The following is a 21,820-nucleotide window of genomic DNA, read 5'->3' as shown; positions in this document are numbered from 1 at the left end:
GAAGATGTACCAGACCACCTATCATCGCGCCTCCTCGGTCGACGAGGCTGCAAGCCTGTTCGGCAAGAGCAGCGAGGCGAAATTCCTTGCCGGCGGCCAGACATTGCTGCCGGTGATGAAGCAGCGCCTCGCGGGCCCCACCGATGTCATCGACCTTGGCAAGATCAAGGACATGATCGGCGTCGAGGCCTCGGGCGACACGCTGACCATCAAGGCCGCCACGCCGCATTACGATGTGGCGACCAGCGATGCCGCGAAGCAGGCGATTCCCGCGCTCGCCTATCTGGCGTCGCTGATCGGCGATCCCGCCGTGCGCTATCGCGGCACCATCGGCGGCTCGATCGCCAACAACGATCCCGCCGCCGACTATCCGGCCGGGCTGCTCGCGCTCGGCGCCACCGTGAAGACCAACAAGCGGTCGATCGCGGCGGATGACTTCTTCAAGGGCCTGTTCACCACCGCGCTCGAAGACGGCGAGATCATCACCGCCGTGTCGTTCCCGGTTCCGGCGAAGGCGGGCTACGCCAAGATGCGGCATCCCGCCTCGCGCTTCGCGCTCACCGCCGTCTTCGTCGCGCAGACGAAATCCGGCGAGATCCGCGTCGCCGCGACCGGGGCGTCGCAGAGCGGCGTGATGCGGGTGCCTGCGATCGAGGCCGCGCTGAAAGCGAACTGGTCGCCTGCGGCGGTCGACAGCGTCAACATTCCGGCGAGCGGATTGCTGGCGGACATCCACGGCACGGCGGAGTACCGCGCCAACCTCGTCAAGGTGATGGCGCAGCGCGCGGTGGCTGCAGCGGGCTGAGCATGATCCGGAAAAGTGTGAAGCGGTTTTCCGGCAAGATCATGCTCGAATAAAGCACGCCAGCGCCTCGACACAAATTTTCCGCGGCGCGCACTTCGGTGCGCGCCGCTTTATTTTGCCCGTGCGGCATGAAAACCGCTTGCCTCGCTGGCGGGAAGGCGAGAAAAGTTAATCAGCCGATTAACTCGCCCCCAAGAGCAACGTGAGGCGTTTGCCGGATCACCGGCACTTGCCCGCGACCCGAGGAAACAACAACGTGCTCGATAAATCAGCCCCCACTTCGTCCGTCCGCGCCTCCGGTCCCCTTTCCGGCTTTCGCATCGTCGAATTCGCCGGCATCGGCCCCGGGCCGTTCGCCTGCATGATGCTGGCCGACATGGGCGCCGACGTCGTCACGCTCGACCGCGTCGGCGCGAAGAAGAGCATGAAGTCGGTGGCGGGCCGCGGCCGCAAGGTGATCGAGCTCGACCTCAAGGACAAGGCGGCGATCGCAGAGGTGCTCGAGCTGCTCGCCAGCGCCGATGCGCTGGTCGAAGGCTTTCGCCCCGGCGTGATGGAACGGCTCGGGCTCGGCCCCGAAATCGTGCTCGCGCGCAACCCAAAACTCGTCTACGGCCGCATGACCGGCTGGGGCCAGGAAGGCCCGCTCGCGAATGCCGCCGGCCACGACATCAACTACATCTCGATCACCGGCGCGCTCGCCGCGATCGGCACGAAGGAAGCGCCGGTGCCGCCGCTCAACCTGGTCGGTGATTTCGGCGGCGGCGCGCTCTATCTCGTGGTCGGCGTGCTCGCCGCGCTGCTGGAAGCGCAGAGGTCCGGCAAGGGGCAGGTGGTCGATGCCGCAATGTGCGACGGCGCCGCATCGCTGATGTCGTTCTTCTTCGACATGACCACGCTGGGGCGCTGGACCGAGGGCCGCAACCAGAACTTCCTCGACGGCGGCGCGCATTTCTACGGCGTCTATGAATGCGCCTGCGGCCATTTCGTCTCGATCGGCTCGATCGAGCCGCAGTTCTACGCGCTGCTGCGCGAGCATGCAGGCCTGACGGACGCCGATTTCGACGCGCAGATGAATCCCAAGGCCTGGCCGGCGCTGAAGGAGAAGCTGAAGGCGGTGTTCAAGAGCAAGACGCGCGAGGACTGGTGCAAGATCATGGAAGGCACCGACATCTGCTTCGCGCCTGTGCTGACCATGTCGGAAGCGACGAAGCATCCGCACATGGTCGCGCGCAACGTCTTCGTCGAGCGCCACGGCGTGAAGCAGCCCGCGCCCGCGCCGAGATTCTCGCGAACGCCGTCGGCGGTGCGGGAGCCGGAGGGTGCGGAGATTTCGGCGGTGACGAAGGCGTGGGCGGGAAGATAGCTGCGGCAAGTTCTCCGCTGTCGCGCCACACTCCGTCGTCGTCCTGGCGAAAGCCAGGACCCATAACCACCGAACGTGGTTTGAAGTTACCAGTTCGCGTGACGACCGCGCTCTGGGGTAATGGGTCCTGGCTTTCGCCAGGACGACTGTGTTTGATGCCGCAGCGTACTCAACAACGCCGCTCTTACGCCGCGTTCCCCACCTTCAACACCCCGCGCCGGATCTGATCCTCCTCGATCGATTCGAACAGGGCCTTGAAATTGCCCTCGCCAAAACCGTCGTCGCCCTTGCGCTGGATGAACTCGAAGAAGATCGGGCCGATCGCATTCGCCGAGAAGATCTGCAGCAGCACCTTGGTCTGGCCGCCTTCGACCACGCCTTCGCCGTCGATCAGGATGCCGTTCTTCTGGAGACGTGCGATGTCCTCGCCATGCTTCGGGAGGCGCGCATCGATCCGCTCGAAATAGGTCTCGGGCGGTGACGGCATGAAGGGCAGGCCGGCCTCGCGCAGGCCCTCGATCGTGCTGTGGATCTCGCGGCAGCCGCAGGCAATGTGCTGGATGCCCTCGCCGCGATAGGTCTTCAGATATTCCTCGATCTGGCCGGACTCGCCGGCGTCCTCGTTGATCGGAATCCGGATCTTGCCGTCGGGGCTGGTCAGCGCGCGCGAGAACAGGCCGGAGGCGCGGCCCTCGATGTCGAAGAAGCGGATCTGGCGGAAGCTGAAGAGCTTCTCATAAAAGCCGGCCCAAACATCCATGCGGCCGCGATGGACGTTGTGGGTGAGATGGTCGAGATAGAACAGGCCGGCACCGACGGGCTTGGGATCGCGCGCGCCCAGCCACTCGAACTCGGCATCATAGGCCGAGCCCTTGGCGCCGTAGCGTTCGACGAGATACAGCAGGCTGCCGCCGATGCCCTTGATCGCGGGCACGTCGAGCGTCTTCTGCGCCGATGACACATCGGCGGGCTCTGCGCCGAGCGCGATCGCGCGGTCATAGGCCGCCTTGGCATCGACCACGCGAAACGCCATCGACGGCGCGCAGGGGCCGTGGGCGGCGACGAACTCATAACCGTGGGTGCCCGGCTCCTCGTTGACGAGATAGTTGATGTCGCCCTGGCGGTAGACGGTGATCTTCTTGGTCCTGTGCCGCGCGACGGGCGCATAGCCCATCAGCTTGAACAGCGCGTGCAGCTCGCCCGGATTGGGATGCGCATATTCGACGAACTCGAAGCCGTCGGTGCCCATCGGATTGTCGGCGCTGATCGTGGCCGGCGGTGCATCGTGCGGAAACGGACCCATGCTGCTCTCCCAAATGGCTGCCGGCAGGAACTATCCTTCATCTGGGGCGCAAAGAGCGTGCAAACGGGACGTGATTTGACTATCGTGTGCACGATCCGTGCATGAAATGGACAAAACACGCATGATCTCCGTGGACGCCTTCGACCTCAAGATCCTGACCGCGCTGCAGGACGACGGCCGCCTCACCAACCAGGAGCTGGCCGACCTCGCCGGGCTATCCGCCTCGCAATGCTCGCGGCGGCGAATGCGGCTGGAAGAGGAGAAGGTGATCTCGGGCTATCACGCCGACCTCTCCAGCGAGGCGCTCGGCTTCGGTGTGATCGCCTTCATCCAGGTCGGGCTCGCGACCCACTCGCCGGACAATTCAAAACGCTTCCGCGCGCTGGTGAACCGGATCGACGAAATCCAGGAAGCGTATTCGCTCACGGGCGATGCCGACTACGTGCTCAAGGCCGTGCTGCGCGATCTCAAGGGCCTCTCCAACCTCGTCAACGACGTCTTGATGCCGCACCAGAGCGTGGCGCATGTCCGCTCCTCGATCGTGCTCGACCGTCTCAAGGAAAGCGCGAAGCTGCCGCTGAGGGAATTGAAGGCTGGCTGAAATCGAGGGAACTACGACCTTCGCGCGTCGAGCGCCGTCTGCGATGATCGAGGTCAATCCGGGAGACTCCGCCATGGCCCTCCAGCTTCGACCGAACTGCGAATATTGCGATTGCGATCTGCCACCGAGCGCGGTGAATGCGCGGATCTGCTCGTACGAATGCACGTTCTGTGCGGCCTGCGTCGAGACAAAACTCTTCAACGTCTGCCCGAACTGCGGCGGCGGCTTTGCTCCGCGCCCGATCAGGCCGACGCAGGAATGGCGGCCGGGCGTGTGCACGACCAGGCAGGTGCCATCCGACAAGCGGGTGCATCTGAAGTACAGTGTCGAGGACGTCGCTGCGCATTGCGCCAGGGTGCGCGACGTGCCGCCGGAGAAGCGGTAGGCTCTCTCCACGTCATTGCGAGGAGCCCTTGCGACGAAGCAATCCAGACTGCCGCCGCGGAAAGATTCTGGGTTGCTTCGCTGCGCTCGCAATGACGGAGAACGAGGACAGAGCGTCGCTTCAATTTCCCAGTGCCGTAGGGTGGGCAAAGGCGCGTCGGCGCCGTGCCCACCATCTGCTTGTGGTGGGCACGCTTTCGCTTTGCCCACCCTACGGCATCGGAGCGCGCGACGCCCTACTCCGCCGCCACAATCGTCCCCTCGACCTCACCGAAGCCGACGCGATAGCCGTTGCCCTGGCACCAGCCGCGCATGACGAGGCTGTCGCCGTCTTCCAGGAACGATCGCCTGGCGCCGCCGGGCAGCTCGACCGGCTCGGTGCCGTTCCAGCTGATCTCGAGCAGGCTGCCGCGCTGGTTCTTCTCCGGGCCGGAGATCGTACCGGACCCCAGGAGATCGCCGACATTCATGGCGCAGCCGCTCGAGGCGTGGTGCATCAGCTGCTGCACCGAGGACCAGTACATGTACTTGAAACTGGTGCGGCTGATGCTGGCGGGCGCGTCGGTGCCGGCAGCGCGCAGGGACACGTCGAGCTCGACGTCGTAGTTCTGCGCCCTGGCCTGCCTGAGATAATCGAGCGGCGCCGGCTCCTGCTCCGGCCCCTTCAGGCGGAACGGCTCCAGCGCCTCGCGCGTCACCACCCACGGACTGATCGAGGTCGCGAAGGCTTTTGCCAGGAACGGGCCGAGCGGCACATATTCCCATTGCTGGATGTCGCGCGCGCTCCAGTCGTTGAGCAGCACGAAACCGAAGATCATCTCTTCGGCCTGGCTCTCCGTGAGCATGCCGCCCATGGCTGAGGGCTGGCCGATCACGACGCCCATCTCCAGCTCGAAATCGAGCCGCTTGCACGGCGCAAAGCTCGGCACGTCCACATTCGGCGGCTTCAACTGCCCGCGCGGGCGCTTCACCCTGGTGCCGGACACCACGACGGTGGAGGCGCGGCCGTTATAGGCGATCGGCATGTGCAGCCAGTTCGGCTGCAGCGCATTGTCCTTGCCGCGGAACATCACGCCGACATTGGTGGCGTGCTCCTTCGAGGAATAGAAATCGGTGTAGCCGGAGACGGCGAACGGCAGATGCAGCCTTGCATCGCGCATCGGCACCAAGGCTTGCTTGCGCAGCTCCTCGTTGTCGCGCAACTCCGGATGATCCGCGCGCAACAGCTCGCTGATCCGCGCACGCGTCCTGGTCCAGACCTTTGGCCCGAGCGCCATGAAGGGATTGAGCGAAGGTCCGGAGAACACGCCGAGCGGGCCGACATCGAGCCGCGAGTCCTGCTCGAGCTCCCAGAGATCGAGCACGTAATTGCCGATGGCCACGCCGACCCGCGGCGTCGGATTGGCCGCGGTCGAGAACACGCCATAGGGCAGGTTCTGGATCGGGAAGTCGGAGGCGGGATCGACCTCGATGAAGGAGCGGAGGCTGGGGTCGTTGGGGTGGGTTGTCACTTTTGGCCCGGTCCTTTCTTCCTTCTCCCCTTGTGGGAGAAGGTGGCGCGAAGCGCCGGATGAGGGGTTCTATCCGCGAGTCCAAATGAGAGAGGTTCACTCGCGGAGAGAACCCCTCACCCGTCTCGCGGCTTCGCCATAGCCGATGCAAAGCATCGGCGTACTTAGAAGACGGCGGCCGAAGGCCGCCTATGCCACCCTCTCCCACAAGGGGAGAGGGGAAGAACGCTACGGCTTGCTCGGATCGAAGCGCTTCTCGAGGCCCTTCCAGCAATCGGCGTAATCGTCCTGAAGCGTCGACGATTTCGCGGCGTGCTCCGTGACGCGCTGCGGATAGCGGGTCTCGAACATGAAGGCCATGGTGCCCGTCAGCTTCACCGGCTTCAGCTCGCCATTGCTGGCGTGCTCGAAGGCATCGCGGTCGGGGCCGTGCGGCAGCATGCAATTGTGCAAGGAGATGCCGCCGGGGACGAAGCCTTGCGGCTTGGCATCGTAGACGCCGTAGATCAGGCCCATGAACTCGCTCATGATGTTCATGTGGTACCAGGGCGGACGGAAGGTGTTGTCGGCGACCATCCAACGCTCGGGGAAGATGACGAAGTCGATATTGGCCGTGCCCGCCGTCTCCGATGGCGAGGTCAGCACCGTGAAGATCGAGGGATCGGGATGGTCGAAACCGATCGCGCCGACGGGTGAGAAGGTGCGCAGGTCATATTTGTAGGGCGCGTAATTGCCGTGCCAGGCGACGACGTCGATCGGCGAATGCGGCAGGGTGGTCTTGAACAGCGAGCCGCCCCATTTGACGAACAGCTCGGTCGGCGTGTCCTTGTCCTCGTAATACGCGACCGGCGTCAGGAAGTCGCGCGCATTGGCGAGGCAGTTGGCGCCGATGGGGCCGCGCTCCGGCAGCGTGAAGGCGCCGCCGTAGTTCTCGCAGAGATAGCCGCGCGCCGGCCCGTTCGGGATCTCGACCCGGAATTTGACGCCGCGCGGGATCACCACGATCTCGCCGGGCTCGGCATCGATGCGGCCGAACTCGGTGACGAGGCGCAGATTGCCCTGCTGCAGCACGAACATCAGCTCGCCGTCGGCATTGTAGAAATGCTGGTCCACCATCGACTTGGTGATGAGGTAGACATGCGCGGCCATGCCCGCCTGCGTATTGACGTCACCGGCCGTCGTCATGGTCTGCACGCCCTGGACGAAGGTCACGTCCGCCTTCGGGAGCGGCGTCGGGTCCCAGCGCAATTGCGCGATCGGCAGATCGTATTCGTGGCACGGCGCCGAGCGCCACAGCCCGGCATCGACCTTCTCGAAGCGGCCCGAATGCTTCACCGAGGGACGGATGCGATAGAGCCAGGAGCGCTCATTGGTGCCGCGCGGCGCGGTGAAGGGCGAGCCGGAAAGCTGCTCGGCATAGAGGCCATAAGCGCAGCGTTGCGGCGAATTGCGCCCGATCGGCAGCGCGCCCGGCAGCGCCTCGGTCTCAAAGCTGTTGCCGAAGCCGGACATGTAGCCCGGCGTCACCTGGGCCGAGCTTCGAACGATCTGGTCAGGCGAGGTATTGATGTTCATGACTATCCTCCTCCTTGCAAAGCCGCCCACATTTCCTGGTCGCGCTTGTCGGTCCAGATCACGGGGTCGTCGATTCCCGACGCCTCGTCATAGGCGCGCGACACGTTGAACGGCAGGCAGTGCTCGTAGATGGCGAAGCTGTGGAATTTCGGATCCATCACTTCACGGGTCGCCGCCATCGATTCCTTCAGCGTGCGGCCCTTGGCGACCGAGATTTCGGCCGCGCCATAGAGCGAGGTGACGAAGTCGCGCGTCATCGCGATGGCTTCGCGCACGGTGGCGGTGCCCTTCAGCGCATCGCCGCGGCCCGGCGCGATCGCCTTGGGATTGAAGTTGCGGATCTCGTTCAGCGTCATCGGCCATTCGCGCAGATGCGCATCGCCGCAATAGCAGGCCGAGTGGTATTCGATGAGGTCGCCCGAGAACATGACTTCGGCATCCGGCACCCAGGCGACGATGTCGCCGGAGGTGTGTCCCGCGCCAAGCTGCATCAGCCGCACCTCGCGCTTGCCGAGATAGATCGACATCTCGCCTTCGAAGGTCAGCGTCGGCCAGGTCAGGCCGGGGATGCTTTGCGCATCCTGGAACAGGCGCGGGAAGCGGCCGTATTCGGAATCCCAATCCTGCTTGCCGCGCTCTTCGATGAGACGATAGGTCTCCTGCGAGGCGACGATGCCTTGCGCCTTGTAGGCGGAGGCCCCGAGCACGCGCACCGCGTGGTAGTGCGACAGCACGACATATTTGATCGGCTTGTCGGTGACGGTGCGCACGCGCTCGATCACCTTGTTCGCCATCGCCGGCGTCGCCTGCGCGTCGAACACGAGGCAGCCGTCGTCGCCGACGATCACCGCCGTGTTCGGATCGCCCTCGGCGGTGAAGGCATAGAGATCGGTACCGATCTCGGAGAAGGTGATCTTCTTTTCGGAGAGATCGCCGGTGGATGCGAAGTTCTTCGCCATCAATTCATCCTTACGGGTTTATTGCTGTTGCTGTTGTTGCTGCTGACCGTCGATCATGCGACGCCTGGCGAGCCCGATCGCTTCCCGCAGCACGTCGATGTCGCCGATATGGTTGGCGAGGATCAGCACCAGCGCCGCGTCGAAATCGGCGCTCTGCTCCTCGGTGAGACCGCGATGCGCCTCCACGATGGCGCGGAAGGCGTCGTCCGGACGTGCGAAGTTCGAGCTGGTGGAAAGCGGCATGCGAAACCTCAATTCAAGCCTGCGGCACGCGACAGCGCTGTCTGAATCGCTTCGCGCGTCGGATGCCGGAAGCGCGCCGCGACGTAGCCATCGGGCCTGAGCAGATAGGCCGCACCAGGCTCGGCGTCGTAGCGCTTTGCGGCGAGACCCGAGGGATCGCCAAGTCCTCCCTCTCCGCCGATGCGGATATCCTTGACGCCGTCGGGCGCATCGATCGCGGCGCCATTGCTGAACGACAGTAAGGTGAAGTCTGTTCCACCTTTGCGGAAGGCATCCGTGAGATAGCTCCGCTCTGCAATGGGCGCATCGAGCATGGAACAGCCGGGACGAGGACCACCTGTCCACGCATCCGCATCGCGCGACGACAGCGGCGTATCGTAGCTGCAAGGCACGGAGAGCCGGCCACCATTGACCATGCGCTTGCCGAACTCGGTCTCCTTGGCCAGCGACAGCACGGCCTTGCGCAGCCGCGCCTCCTGATGCGAGTTCGGCGCCATGAAGTCGGTCGAGCGGGTGGACTCGCGGATGTTCTCATCCGCGGCCATGCTGCGCTCGACATGGTAGCTCTCGAGCAGGCTCGCGGGCGAGGTGCCGCGCAGCACGCGATCGAGCTTCCAGGACAGGTTCTCGGCGTCTTCAAGTCCGGAATTGGCGCCGCGCGCGCCGAAGGGCGAGACCTGATGCGCGGAATCGCCGGCAAAGATCACGCGGCCATGGATGAAGCGGTCCATCCGTCGGCACTGGAATTTGTAGAGCGAGATCCACTCGAACTCGAACTTGTCATGACCGAGCATGCGCGCGATCCGCGGCCGCACGTTTTCCGGCTTCTTCTCGAGAACGGGATCGGCATAGCGATTGAGTTGGAGATCGATGCGCCAGACATCGTCAGGCTGCCGGTGCAGCAGCGCCGAACGCCCGGCATGGAACGGCGGATCGAACCAGAACCAGCGCTCGGTCGGGAATTCCGCCGTCATCTTGACGTCGGCGATCAGGAACTGGTCCTCGAACACCTGCCCGGCGAACTCGGCGCCCACCATGTGCCGCAGCGAGGACCGCGCGCCGTCGCACGCCACGACATATTGCGCATTGAGGCGATAGGCGCCCTCCGGCGTTTCGATCGTCAGCAGCGCGGAATCGTTGCGCTGCTCGAGCGCCGTCACTTTGTTGCGCCAGCGCAGGTCGATCTCAGGCAGCTCGTTGATGCGATCGACCAGATAGGCCTCGGCGTAGTACTGCTGGAGATTGATGAAGGCCGGCCGCTTGTGGCCGTCTTCCGGCAGGAGATTGAACTGGTAGAGCTGGGATTCGCCGTGAAAAATCCGGCCGACGCTCCAGACCACACCTTTGTCGACCATGCGGTCGCCGACGCCGAGCCGGTCCCAATATTCCAGCGAGCGTTTCGAGAAGCAGATCGCGCGCGAACCTTCGCCGATGCGGTCGGCATCATCCAGCAGGACGACCCGCTGGCCGCGCTGGGCGAGATCGATCGCCAGCGACAGGCCGACCGGGCCCGCGCCGACAATCACGACCGGATGTTCCGCGGGGCCTGGCCCGGGGCGGTCCTGATCGGGGTGGCGGCGATAGCCGAACTGGGTTTTGGCCTGATGCGTATTGGCCGGCGCCATACACTAACCTCGGCTCTGGTCAGAAGAGGACTGATCTGCTAGATAGTCTCACGTGCAACTATTTTGGACCGGAGCCGGCCGGCCGTCAACTGGAAATCGGAGCGCTCTCCTTGGCGAGGACATCCAGCGACATCGCGCTGAAGACACGCGACCCCGGCGAGGCTTCGCCGCGACCCAAGGCTCGGCTCGACCTGTTCAAGTTCGTGCCGTTCCGCCTCAACCGGCTGGCGGCGGAGGTCAGCGCCGCGCTGTCGGTCGAATATCAGGAGCGCCACGGCCTCGACATCCCGGCCTGGCGCGTGATCGCCACGCTCGGCTTCCGCGTTGATGCCTGCAGTGCGCAGTACATCTCGCAATGCACCCGCACGCACAAATCCACCATCAGCCGCGCGGTGACAACGCTGCTCAATGAGCAACTGATCGAGCGCGTCGAGAACGAAGCCGACCGCCGCGAATTCCGCCTGCAACTGACGAAGAAGGGACGCGCGCTTTACGAGGAGCTGTTCCCGCAATTGCTACGGCGTGAGGACGAAATCCTCGCCTGCCTCTCCGCGCAGGAGCGCAAGCAGCTCTCGGCCCTGCTCGGCAAGATCGAAACGAGCCTCGATTTGATCCAGACCAGCGAAGAGGCCGACGCGAAGCAGGCGTATTAGGGACTCATAGAGGCGCGGACGTCGGCGTTGGGGGTCCGGTTGAGGAAGCTTGGTAGGACCGTAACGGCACTGGCTTATATAGCGATGCTCCTTGTGGCGCTTGCCGCAACTCGCGCATACGCCGCCGACATAGGTTATCTGGCTCCCCCCGGAGTCGCTGCAAACGAGTTTCCCTCACCGCAGCGTCCTGTTGCACGGATCGTCAGCCCACGCCGCGCCGCCGAAGAGCGCCGCGACGCCCTCGATGAGGCCGGTCAAATCGCACGTATGCTCGCACTGAAACCAGGCATGACAGTCGGCGACATTGGAGCAGGCGATGGCTACCACACGGTCAGGCTCTCGCACCTCGTCGCACCCGCCGGGTCTGTCGTTGCCCAGGACGTCACGCGGGATTACCTCATCGAACTCGCCAGGCGAACAGAACGTCTGAAGTTGACGAACGTGCAATTCGCGCTCGGCGAGCCACACGACCCGCGTCTACCCGCTTCCTCGCTGGATGCCGCAATCCTCGTGCACATGTATCACGAGATAGCCCAACCCTATGCCTTCCTCTACAACCTCGCGCCCGCCTTGAAGCAGGGTGCGCGGGTCGGAATTGTCGATCTCGAGCTTCCGACGTCGAAGCATGGCACCCCAATTGAGCTCTTGCGCTGCGAATTGACCGCCGTCGGCTATCGCGAGATCGCCACATATAAGCTCGCAGGTGACGGAGGATATTTGGCGGTATTCTCTCCGCCGGAGGTAGCGGCTCGAAAATCTCCCCGCGATATCGTTGCTTGCAGGAATCCTGCCGGCGCTCGTTGATACCTCGCCCGCCACCCGTCTCAGAGGCTGAACGTATCCAAAGAAGCGGTCAGACCGAAGTCGCCGGTTGAGACTCAAACCGGCGCTTTTTGAGCCGAAGCGGGTCTCAGGACGGCCGGCCTCAATAACAAGCAAGCCAATTGTTCCCGCGCGGATTCAGGGCTAGTTTATTTCTCTTCGCTGCCCGAAAGACGGAGGCGAACATGGCACGGTTGGGAGCGGCCGTTCAGGCGTTAGTTGCACTGCCCATCATTTTCGTATCTGCGGCGGGCGCGCAAGCGCAGCCCACCGACAAGCCGCCATTCTGGGCTTACACTTACAATCCGCCTGACTTCAAGCCGCCGGCCGATGACGGCCAACCTCGCCACGTTCCCGACAGCACGGCGAGCTATACAGTTCCACAAACGCGCGACCGCTTCCTCGCACCGGATTGGCACCCGGGTGACCATCCGGCGATGCCGACGGTGGTGGCGAGCGGCCGCGCGCCTGACGTCTACGCCTGCGGCTTCTGCCATCGTGCCTCTGGAACGGGTGGTCCGGAGAACGCCGACATCGCCGGCCTGCCGGTGGCCTATTTTATTCGACAGATGCAAGACTACAGGAGCGGCAAACGCGCGACAGCACTACCCGACCGCATTCCGCAAGCATGGATGATCTCGCTCGCGAAGGCAGCGAACGACGATGAGATCAAGGCGGCGGCTGAATATTTTGCCGCCATCAAGCCAAAGAAGTTGGTTGATGTGGTGGAGACTGAGACCGTGCCGAAACCGACGGTCGCCGGCTGGTTCTTCGTCACCAAAGGCGATGAATACGAGCTGATCGGCATGCGCATCATCGAGACACCGGCGGACGTTGGCCGCTTCGTCAACCGCGACGCACGCGTCCGCTTTACCGCCTACGTGCCGCCCGGTAGCGTCGCTGCCGGTCGTGGGCTGGCCGCGAAGCCGGAGATCGCCTGCGCCGGCTGCCATGGCGAGAAGCTGACCGGCACCGACGTCGTGCCGGGCATCGCGGGGCGCTCGCCAACCTACATCTTCCGCCAGCTCTACGAATACCGGCACGGCTTCCGCGCTGGGCCGGAGAGCAAGCCGATGATCGATGTGGTCAAAACGCTCAACGAGGCGGACTTTTTGTCACTTGCCGCCTATCTCGCCACGCTCGAGCGATGAAGCGGCCGACTGTCAACGGCAGAATTTTTGTTTGGGTGCAATGACGGGACGCTCGCTTTGCCCTCGGATGCGAAGCAGGCGTATCCACCTGATGTGGTCATTCCCGGGCGCCGCAAAGCGCGCGAACCCGGAATCTCGCGCGACAACTTCTGGATTCCGGGGTCGCGCTGCGAGCGCCCCGGAATGACGTTACCGCGTCACTTCGCAAACGAGCGCGTCGGCGGCAGATGCAGTGCCCAGGCGTCGACCTTGTCGCTGGCGCGCGGATAGATCTCGGTCACGATCGGATCGTGGCCGGGGATGAAACGATCGGGGTGGCCGGCGAGGCGCTCGATCGTTTCCCAGCCTTGCGCCATGTCGCCGACATTGTAGACGATCGGGAATGGGCTGCGGCGCTGGAGATTGGCGTAGTAATGCGCGGCATCGGACGCCAGTACCACGGGCCCGCGCGCGGTCTCGACCTTGACCACCTGCAAGCCGTCGGAATGGCCGCCGACACGGTGCACGGTGACGCCGGGCGCGACCTCGCCGTCGCCAGAATAAAACGTGACGCGCTCGCCATAGACATGGCGAACCATCTGCGTGACGTGCTCGACCGAGAACGGATGTCGCAGCAGTCCGTTGCACATGCACCGCCCCGTCGCGTAAGCCATCTCGCGCTCCTGCAGATGGAAGCGCGCATTCAGGAAGCGATCGAGATTGCCGGCATGGTCGTAATGCAGATGCGTCACGATGACGTCGCGGATGCTCGAAGCCGCAACACCAAAGCGCTCCAGCGCATCGACCGGATTGAGCGTCAGCTTGCGCGCCCGCGCGCTCGCCTCCTCGGCATTGAAGCCGGTATCGACCAGGATGTCGCGCCCGTACCCTCGGATCAGCCAGACGAAATAGTCGAGATCCTGCGCCGCGCTGTCATGCGGATCGGGCGCCAGGAAGTTCATGCTGGGGGTGCGTGGCGACATCGTCGCATAGCGCAGCGCGTAGATTTCGTAGACGTTTCCCATGGCTCTTGGCTTTGCTTTTTTGTGAGGGGAGCTGAGCGAGCGGACGCACCAAGCCATCGTCCGCCGCAAAGGTCAAACAGCCGGGGCTTGCGACGACCGCGGGCCTGCAATGTGAGACCAATCACATTTTCGTCGCCATGAGTCCCCTAACATCAGTCCCCTAACATGACTGCCGCAAACATGGCCGCTGCCATGCCCAACCAGGTCGGGTCGAACCAAACATGACAGCCCGTTCATCCCGCTACCGCGCACCCCTGCGTTGCGGTCAATCGCCGCGATAATGCCGAATCTCCAAGAGGTTGACGCCCCCTCCCCCCGGTTTGATAATGCATAGAGCGTAAGTTAAGGTCGCCGCGGCGCAAGCTGGAACGGCGCCTTTTTGGCTGGACCGCGCTGATTATGAAAATTCGCTTTCTTTTCCTTCTCCCGTTGCTCGTTTCGCTCGTCCCGACTGCGCCATCGCTGGCGGCCGGCGACCGCTATGCGCTGGTCATCGGCAACGCCAAATATCCGGATGCGGATGCTCCGCTGAAGGAACCGCTCAACGATGCGCGCGACATCGCCGATGAGCTCAAGCGCGACGGCTTCTCGGTCGAGATCGGCGAGAACCTGACCGGCGACGGCATGCGCCGCGCCTTCGACAAGCTCTATGGCAAGATCAAGCCGGGCTCGGTGGCGCTGGTGTTCTTCAGCGGCTTCGGCATCCAGTCGGCACGCCAGAGCTACATGCTGCCGGTCGATGCGCAGATCTGGACCGAATCCGACGTGCGCCGCGACGGGTTCAGCCTCGAGACTGTGCTCGGCGAGCTCAACACGCGCGGCGCCGGCGTCAAGATCGCGCTGATCGATGCCTCCAGGCGCAACCCGTTCGAGCGCCGGTTCCGCAGCTTCTCGGCGGGCCTCACGCCCGTCATCGCGCCGAACGGCACGCTGGTGATGTATTCGGCAGCGCTGGCCTCGGTGGTCTCCGACGCCGGCGGCGAGCACAGCCTGTTCGTGCAGGAACTGCTCAAGGAGATCCGCGTCCCCGACCTGATGGCCGAGGAGACGCTGAACCGCACCAAGATGGGCGTCACCCGCGCCTCGCGCGGCGAGCAGGTGCCGTGGATCTCCTCCTCGCTGGCCGAGGATTTCTCCTTCATTCCGGGCGCCGCCGGGTCGCGCCCGACGACAACCACGACGGCCCCGCCGCCTGCGCCGCCCGTCGTCGCCAACAACCCGCCGCCGGCACCACCCGCGCCGCCGTCACCGCCGGCGCCGCCCGCGCCCTCGAAGCCGGCTGACAATGTTGCTGCGCCTGCCCCTCCGCCTGCGCCCGCACCGGCCCCGTCGCCGAAGCCGCAGGTCGAGGCCGCGCTGCCCCCGCCGCCACCGCCACCGCCGGCGAAACCGGCCGATCCCGCGCCCGCACCGAACGCGGATGGCGGGCCGAGCGCGGCCGTCCTGGCGGAAGATCCCACCATCAAGGGCCTGACGGCCAAGATCGCGGCCAATCCTGACGACGTGAACGCGCTGTACCGGCGCGGCCAGGTCTATGCCAGCAAGGGCGCCTACAACCTCGCCATCAAGGATTTCGACGACACGCTCCGGATCAATTCGAAGGATGTCGAGGCGCTGAACAACCGCTGCTGGACCCGTACCGTGATCGGCGATCTCCAGGGTGCGCTGAAGGATTGCAACGAGGCGTTGCGGCTGCGGCCGAACTTCGTCGATGCGCTGGACAGCCGCGGGCTCGTCAATCTGAAGTCGGGCGCGGTCAAGAACGCGATCGCCGATTTCGACGCGGCCCTGAGGATCAATCCGCGGCTGACCTCCTCGCTCTACGGCCGCGGCCTCGCCAAGCAGCGTAACGGCTCCGCCCAGGAAGGCGCGCTCGACATTGCCAATGCCAAGGCGATGGATCCGAACATCGTTCAGGAGTTCGCAAGCTACGGAGTACGCTAGTATTTTTTTGGGTTGAGGCCGCCGACGCCTCGAACCCTTGGCGGCCTTCGGAAGACTAACGCTCGGATGCCGCAGGCGGCCTTTCCCGGGGGGCCTATTGCAGAAATTTTGGAACCGCGCGGGCACGGCTGCGCGCAGGAGGGACTAGCTATGAAATTGGCTGCAAAGGGACTGACCGCAATCCTGTCCATCATGGCCATCGGCGCGGCACTGTCGCTGCCGGCCGCCCCCGCATTCGCCGGCGATGACGGCAACAGCAAGAACGTCACCGAGGACGAGATCCTTCGCGCGCTGGCGCCGCCGGCGAAGAAGCCGCTGACCCGCGGCCTCTCGATGGCCCCGCAGGCCGATCCCGCGCCGAACGCAGCGGAGACCAAGCTGATCCAGTCCGTGCGCGGCCGCTCGACGCGCTCGCTGTCGTCGACCGAGCGCGAGGAGATCGCGTCCGTCGCCAAGGACAAGCCGAACATCGATCTCGAGATCACCTTCGACTACAACTCGGCCAATATCAGCGCCAAGTCGATGCCCTCGGTGCAGGCGCTCGGCCGCGCGCTGACAAGCCCCGACCTGAAGGGCTCGACCTTCGTGGTCGCCGGCCACACCGACGCCGCCGGCGGCGAGGGCTACAACCAGGACCTGTCGGAGCGCCGCGCGGATTCGATCAAGCGCTACCTCGTCGAGAAGTACAGCATCTCGGCGACCGACCTCGTCACCGTCGGCTACGGCAAGAGCAAGCTGAAGGACCCGAGCCAGCCGATGGCCGAGGTCAACCGCCGCGTGCAGGTGGTCAACATGGAAAACAAGACCACGGCCTCGAAGTAAGCGCGACGTAATCCTTTGCAGTGACCCGTCGTGATGTGGTGTAAAGTCTCGCTTCCAAAGCGCGTCCCGCAGCCTTGCGGGACGCCGCTTTATTTCAGGGAAATGCTCTTCATGGGCCTCGTGCGGACGGCCGTGAGCCAGGCCAGGATGATCCGGCGATGAACCTTTCCGAATATCTCAAGCCAGCCGGAACCGTGGCCTTCGTCGTGGCTCTCGGCGTCGGCTATTATCTGTTCGAGCATCGGCGCCGCCCCGAGGTGAAGGAGACGCCGAGCACGGCGCTCGTCATCGTGACGAAGTCGACCAATGCCTGCTTCTCCGACCTCGTGCGGGTGACCGGCTTCTTCGTGCCGCGCCGCGAAGCCGTGGTCGTCGCCGACCAGGAAGGCTCCAGGGTCACCGACCTCTTCGTCACTGAAGGTACTCTGGTCACCGACAACCAGGAGCTGGCGCGCCTGACCGCGCCGCCGCAGATTCCGGGCCAGCCGCAGCGGCCGGGACCGCAAGGCCCGATCTCGCTGAAGGCGCCTGCGCCGGGCCTCGTCACCGAGGTGCGCACCATCGTCGGCGCGCCCGCTTCGCCGCAGGCCGGCCCGATGTTCCGCATCGCCGTCAACAACGAGATCGAGCTCGACGCTCAGGTTCCGGCGGTCCACATGCCCAAGCTCAGCCCCGGCGCGACCGTGCGCATCAGCCGCGACGACGCGCCCGATCTGATCGGACGGGTGCGGCTGGTCGCGCCCGAGATCGACCGCACCACGCAGCTCGGCCGCGTCCGCATCAGCGTCACCAACAATCCCTCGCTGAAGGTCGGCGTGTTCGCCCGCGCCTCGATCGACGCCAAGCGAAGCTGCGGCGTCGCGGTCCCCAAGACCGCGATCGACCATCTCACCGTGCAGGTCGTCAAAGGCAACACGGTCGAGACGCGCAAGGTGCGGGTCGGACTGTCGTCCGATACCGCGACCGAAATCCTGGAAGGGCTCGAGGTCGGCGAAATCGTCGTGGCCGATGCCGGCTCTTCGCTCCATGACGGCGACCAGATCAAGACCATGTTCGCCGATGAACTCGATCGCACGCGGGTACGCTGATGGCTCTCAATATTTCGGCATGGTCTATCCGTCATCCGCTGCCGTCGGTCGTCTTTTCGATCATCCTGCTGGTGCTCGGCTGGACCTCCTTCGTGAAGCTCGCGGTGACGCGGCTGCCCTCGGCCGACATTCCCGTGATCTCGGTCGCGGTGTCGCAGTTCGGCGCAGCGCCCGCCGAGCTCGAATCCCAGGTCACCAAGACCATTGAAGACGCGGTCTCCGGCGTCGAGGGCGTCAGGCACATCACCTCGCAGATCACCGACGGCCTGTCGCTGACCACCATCCAGTTCGCACTGGAGACCAACACCGACCGCGCGCTCAACGACGTCAAGGACGCGGTGACGCGCGTGCGCTCGAACCTGCCGCAGAACGTCACCGAGCCGCTGATCCAGCGCGTCGACGTGATCGGCCTGCCGATCGTCACCTATGCCGCGATCTCGCCCGGCAAGACGCCGGAGCAGCTGTCCTATTTCGTCGACGACGTGGTCAAACGCGCGCTGCAGGGCGTGCGCGGCGTCGCCCAGGTCGAGCGCATCGGCGGTGTCGAGCGCGAAATTCTCGTCTCGCTCGATCCCGACCGCCTGCAGGCGATGGGACTGACCGCGGTCAATGTCAGCCAGAGCCTGCGCGGCACCAATGTCGACGTCGCCGGCGGCCGCGCCGAGATCGGCAAGAACGACCAGGCGATCCGCACCCTCGCCGGCGCCAAGACGCTGGGCGATCTCGCCGGCACCATGGTTCCGCTGTTCGGCGGCGGCGAGGTGCGGCTGGACGATCTCGGCACCGTCACCGACACCATCGCCGACCGCCGCACCTTCGCCCGTTTCAACGGCGAGCCCGTGGTCGCGCTCGGCATCAAGCGCTCCAAGGGCGCCAGCGACGTGAAGGTCGCCGCCGCCGTGCAGAAGCGCATCGACGCGCTCAAGGCGGCCTATCCCGACGTCGACCTCAAGCTGATCGACACCTCGGTCGAATACACCAACGGCAATTACGAAGCGGCGATCTCGACCCTGTTCGAGGGCGCCATCCTCGCCGTCGTCATCGTGCTGCTGTTCCTGCGCGACCTGCGCGCCACCATCATCGCCGCGATCTCGCTGCCGCTGTCGATCTTCCCGGCGTTCTGGGCGATGGATCTGCTCGGCTTCTCGCTGAACCTCGTCAGCTTCCTCGCCATCACGCTGTCGACGGGTATTCTCGTCGACGACGCCATCGTCGAGATCGAGAACATCGTCCGGCACATGAACATGGGCAAATCGCCCTACCGCGCCGCACTGGAAGCAGCCGACGAGATCGGCCTCGCCGTGATCGCGATCTCGCTCACCATCATCGCGATCTTCGCGCCCGCAAGCTTCATGTCGGGCATCGCCGGGCAGTTCTTCAAGCAGTTCGGCATCACCGTCTCGGTGCAGGTGTTCTTCTCGCTGCTCGCCGCGCGCTTCGTCACGCCGGTGCTGGCCGCCTACTTCCTCAAGCATGGCCATCACGAGGAGCCGCCGCCCGGGCGCATCTTGCGGTCCTATCATGGGATCGTGGCCTGGTCGGTGAAGCACTATTTCATCACGGTGCTGATCGGCTTCGGCATCTTCGCCGCCTCGATCTGGAGCATCACGCTGCTGCCGCAGGGCTTCCTGCCGGCGCAGGACAGCGCGCGCTCGCTGCTGGCGCTCGAGCTGCCGCCGGGCACCCAGCTCGCCTACACCGAGAAGGTCACCGAGGACATCGTCGCGCGGCTGCGCAAGCGGCCCGAGGTGAAGAGCATCTTCGTCGACGGCGGCCGCGTTCCGCCCGGCACCCAGGAAGTCCGGCGCGCCGCTCTGATCATCAACTACACGCCCAAGGCCGATCGCGACATCACCCAGCGCGAGCTGGAATTCTCGATCAGCCAGGAGCTGGAGAACATTCCGGACATCCGTTTCTGGTTCCTCGACGAGAACGGACTGCGCGCGATCTCGCTGGTCGTGACCGGCGTCGACGCCAACATCGTCAACAACGTCGCCAGCGAGCTTGCGACGCAGATGAAGCGGATTCCGACCATCTCCAACGTGATCTCGGAAACCACGCTGGAGCGGCCCGAGTTGCGCATCGAGCCGCGCGCCGATCTCGCCGCACGTCTCGGTGTCTCCACAGAAAGCCTGTCGCAGACCATCCGCGTCGCCACCATCGGCGATGTCGGGCCGGCGCTCGCCAAGTTCGACGTCGGCGACCGCCTGGTGCCGATCCGCGTGCAGCTCGAGGACGCCGCGCGCGGCAATCTGAAGACGCTCGAGCAATTGCGCGTGCCGCTCGGCGAGCGCGGCGAGAAGGGCGGCGTGCCGCTCTCGGTCATCGCCGACGTCAAGCTCGACCAGGGCCCAACCAGCATCAACCGCTACGACCGCGAGCGGCAGGCAACCGTCGCGGCCGATCTCGTCGGCTCCGCCGCGCTCGGCGACGCCACCAAGAAGATCTACGACCTGCCCGTGATGAAGACCTTGCCGAAGAGCGTGAAGGTCTCACCGTCGGGCGATGCCGAAAGCCTCAACGAGCTGTCCGACGGCTTCGCCACCGCGATCACGGCGGGCCTGATGATGGTCTATGCCGTGCTGGTGCTGCTGTTCGGCACCTTCCTGCAGCCGATCACCATCCTGTTCTCTCTGCCGCTCTCGATCGGCGGCGCCATCGCCGCCCTGCTCATCACCGGCAAGCAGCTGACGACGCCGGTGTGGATCGGCATCCTGATGCTGATGGGCATCGTGACCAAGAACGCGATCATGCTGGTGGAGTTCGCGATCGAAGCGATCCGCGACGGCAAGCCGCGCGAGGAGGCCATGATCGACGCCGGCATGAAGCGCGCCCGCCCGATCGTGATGACCACGATCGCGATGGCCGCGGGCATGATGCCGAGCGCGCTCGCGGTCGGCGCCGGCGGCGAATTCCGCTCGCCGATGGCGCTCGCGGTGATCGGCGGCCTGCTCTTCTCGACCATCCTGTCGCTGGTGTTCGTGCCCGCGATGTTCATGGTGATGGACGATCTCGGCGCCCTGATCTGGCGGTTCGGCAAGCGGCTGATCGTGCACAGCGAGGATGCGGAGGCCGCCGAGCATCACGGGGCCGCGCCTGCAGAAGCGGGGCCAGCGCCGAAGAAAATCGTGCACCCTGCGGCGGAGTAGGATTCGCGCGATGGGCGGCCATGTGCCGCCCCGTGCCCCGCGATCTGAGTTACCGACGTTACATGACGTGCGAAGCAGCCCAGCCCCTACTCGTTCCGCGCGATTGCCGTCAGCTTGGTCATGTTCCGCAGCAGGATCCGGCCGCGCTGGAGATCGAGGATGGCTTCCTTGCGCCAGGCCTGGAGCTGGCGGTTGACGCTCTCGCGGGCGGCGCCGACGAAGACGCCGAGCTGCTCCTGCGAGATGTGCACTTCGGAGCCGAAATCGGCGGCGAGCGCGCAGAGCCGCCGCGCCAGGCGCACCGGCAGCGGCTGCAGCATGGACTCTTCCATACGCTCGCTCTGCCAGCGGATGCGCTGGCACAGCAGCGCGATGATCTTGATCGCGACCTTGGGCTCGCGCTCGAGGAAGCCGAGAAAGTCTTCGCGCCGCAGCACGAACAATTCGCTGGCTTCGCCTGCGGTCGCGTCCGCCGTACGGTCCTGGCCGTCCAGCACCGCGACCTCGCCGAACAGATCGCCGGGCCCCATGAAATTGAGCGTCAGCCGGCTGCCGTCGGAGGCGCCGGTCTCGATGCGGACCTGGCCGCGGCGCACCCCGAACAGCGCATCCCCGGCATCGCCCTTCTGGAACAGCACCTCGCCGTTCGCCAGATGCTGGGTGTGGCAAAGATTGGACAGCCGCTGGAGCTCGTCCGCGCCGAGATCGGCGAACATCGGGTTCATCTTCAGGATGACCGCAAATTCGGCCTGTTTGCTCATTTCAACGTCCTTGTGAATTTGCTTGTCAGCGTCACCGGCAAATCGCTTGGAACC

General features: G+C 65.0%; 19 protein-coding genes. 11 read left to right on the top strand and 8 right to left on the bottom strand.

Going from position 1 to position 21,820, the window contains the following annotated elements; genetic code table 11:
* Positions 1–4: 4 nt before the first annotated feature.
* A complete protein-coding gene (locus QA649_RS03050; protein WP_283022906.1) occupies positions 5–805 on the top strand; it encodes a xanthine dehydrogenase family protein subunit M in 801 nt (266 codons plus the stop codon).
* A gap of 256 nt (positions 806–1,061) precedes the next feature.
* Positions 1,062–2,171 carry a CaiB/BaiF CoA-transferase family protein gene (locus QA649_RS03045; protein ID WP_283022905.1) on the top strand — a complete coding sequence of 370 codons (1,110 nt, stop codon included), beginning with the start codon at positions 1,062–1,064 and terminating at the stop codon, positions 2,169–2,171.
* Positions 2,172–2,355: 184 nt separating this feature from the next.
* Here QA649_RS03045 and hppD read toward each other — a convergent pair whose 3' ends face one another.
* The gene (gene hppD, locus QA649_RS03040) at positions 2,356–3,474 is read right to left on the bottom strand and encodes a 4-hydroxyphenylpyruvate dioxygenase (RefSeq protein WP_283022904.1); all 1,119 of its coding nucleotides are present in this window, start codon (positions 3,472–3,474) and stop codon (positions 2,356–2,358) included.
* A gap of 121 nt (positions 3,475–3,595) precedes the next feature.
* Between hppD and QA649_RS03035 the strand changes: the two genes are divergently transcribed.
* The gene (locus QA649_RS03035) at positions 3,596–4,075 is read left to right on the top strand and encodes an Lrp/AsnC family transcriptional regulator (protein WP_026312495.1); all 480 of its coding nucleotides are present in this window, start codon (positions 3,596–3,598) and stop codon (positions 4,073–4,075) included.
* Positions 4,076–4,148: 73 nt separating this feature from the next.
* Entirely contained in the window at positions 4,149–4,460 is a 312-nt protein-coding gene (locus tag QA649_RS03030) for a DUF1272 domain-containing protein (RefSeq protein WP_283022903.1), read from the top strand.
* A 235-nt stretch (positions 4,461–4,695) separates the two neighbouring features.
* Here QA649_RS03030 and fahA read toward each other — a convergent pair whose 3' ends face one another.
* The 5 genes from fahA to QA649_RS03005 all read right to left on the bottom strand — a co-directional run bounded on the left by fahA (position 4,696) and on the right by QA649_RS03005 (position 10,372).
* Entirely contained in the window at positions 4,696–5,970 is a 1,275-nt protein-coding gene (fahA, locus tag QA649_RS03025; protein WP_283022902.1) for a fumarylacetoacetase, read from the bottom strand.
* A gap of 228 nt (positions 5,971–6,198) precedes the next feature.
* The gene (gene hmgA, locus QA649_RS03020) at positions 6,199–7,545 is read right to left on the bottom strand and encodes a homogentisate 1,2-dioxygenase (RefSeq protein WP_283022901.1); all 1,347 of its coding nucleotides are present in this window, start codon (positions 7,543–7,545) and stop codon (positions 6,199–6,201) included.
* Between the two features lie 2 nt (positions 7,546–7,547).
* Complete coding sequence (locus QA649_RS03015; protein WP_283022900.1) at positions 7,548–8,504, bottom strand: MBL fold metallo-hydrolase; 957 nt, start codon at positions 8,502–8,504, stop codon at positions 7,548–7,550.
* A gap of 18 nt (positions 8,505–8,522) precedes the next feature.
* Positions 8,523–8,747, bottom strand: a complete 225-nt coding sequence (locus tag QA649_RS03010; protein WP_018646238.1) for a DUF2783 domain-containing protein — start codon at positions 8,745–8,747, stop codon at positions 8,523–8,525.
* A gap of 8 nt (positions 8,748–8,755) precedes the next feature.
* Entirely contained in the window at positions 8,756–10,372 is a 1,617-nt protein-coding gene (locus QA649_RS03005; RefSeq protein ID WP_283022899.1) for an FAD-dependent oxidoreductase, read from the bottom strand.
* 110 nt (positions 10,373–10,482) lie between these two features.
* Between QA649_RS03005 and QA649_RS03000 the strand changes: the two genes are divergently transcribed.
* From QA649_RS03000 to QA649_RS02990, 3 genes are all read left to right on the top strand, one after another.
* On the top strand, positions 10,483–11,025 hold the full coding sequence (locus tag QA649_RS03000) for a MarR family transcriptional regulator (protein ID WP_283022898.1): 543 nt from the start codon (positions 10,483–10,485) through the stop codon (positions 11,023–11,025).
* An 84-nt stretch (positions 11,026–11,109) separates the two neighbouring features.
* Positions 11,110–11,829, top strand: coding sequence for a methyltransferase domain-containing protein (locus QA649_RS02995; RefSeq protein ID WP_283026241.1), 720 nt, complete (start codon positions 11,110–11,112; stop codon positions 11,827–11,829).
* 140 nt (positions 11,830–11,969) lie between these two features.
* Complete coding sequence (locus tag QA649_RS02990) at positions 11,970–12,998, top strand: cytochrome C-binding protein (RefSeq protein WP_283022897.1); 1,029 nt, start codon at positions 11,970–11,972, stop codon at positions 12,996–12,998.
* A 197-nt stretch (positions 12,999–13,195) separates the two neighbouring features.
* Here QA649_RS02990 and QA649_RS02985 read toward each other — a convergent pair whose 3' ends face one another.
* Entirely contained in the window at positions 13,196–14,002 is an 807-nt protein-coding gene (locus QA649_RS02985; RefSeq protein WP_283022896.1) for an N-acyl homoserine lactonase family protein, read from the bottom strand.
* Positions 14,003–14,401: 399 nt separating this feature from the next.
* Here QA649_RS02985 and QA649_RS02980 point away from each other — a divergent pair, with 399 nt between their 5' ends.
* The 4 genes from QA649_RS02980 to QA649_RS02965 all read left to right on the top strand — a co-directional run bounded on the left by QA649_RS02980 (position 14,402) and on the right by QA649_RS02965 (position 21,005).
* The gene (locus tag QA649_RS02980; protein WP_283022895.1) at positions 14,402–15,946 is read left to right on the top strand and encodes a caspase family protein; all 1,545 of its coding nucleotides are present in this window, start codon (positions 14,402–14,404) and stop codon (positions 15,944–15,946) included.
* Positions 15,947–16,096: 150 nt separating this feature from the next.
* Positions 16,097–16,768, top strand: a complete 672-nt coding sequence (locus QA649_RS02975) for an OmpA family protein (protein WP_283022894.1) — start codon at positions 16,097–16,099, stop codon at positions 16,766–16,768.
* A gap of 158 nt (positions 16,769–16,926) precedes the next feature.
* Positions 16,927–17,856 carry an efflux RND transporter periplasmic adaptor subunit gene (locus tag QA649_RS02970; protein WP_283022893.1) on the top strand — a complete coding sequence of 310 codons (930 nt, stop codon included), beginning with the start codon at positions 16,927–16,929 and terminating at the stop codon, positions 17,854–17,856.
* Positions 17,856–21,005, top strand: a complete 3,150-nt coding sequence (locus QA649_RS02965; RefSeq protein ID WP_283022892.1) for an efflux RND transporter permease subunit — start codon at positions 17,856–17,858, stop codon at positions 21,003–21,005. Before QA649_RS02970 ends, QA649_RS02965 begins: the two co-directional genes overlap by 1 nt.
* Positions 21,006–21,091: 86 nt before the next feature.
* Here the strand turns inward: QA649_RS02965 and QA649_RS02960 are convergent, their stop codons facing one another.
* Entirely contained in the window at positions 21,092–21,766 is a 675-nt protein-coding gene (locus QA649_RS02960) for a Crp/Fnr family transcriptional regulator (RefSeq protein WP_026312449.1), read from the bottom strand.
* Positions 21,767–21,820: the final 54 nt, after the last annotated feature.

Origin of the sequence: Bradyrhizobium sp. CB1717 (assembly GCF_029714325.1) — a bacterium.
GTDB lineage: Bacteria > Pseudomonadota > Alphaproteobacteria > Rhizobiales > Xanthobacteraceae > Bradyrhizobium.
This window is presented reverse-complemented; position numbering and strand designations above follow the sequence as displayed.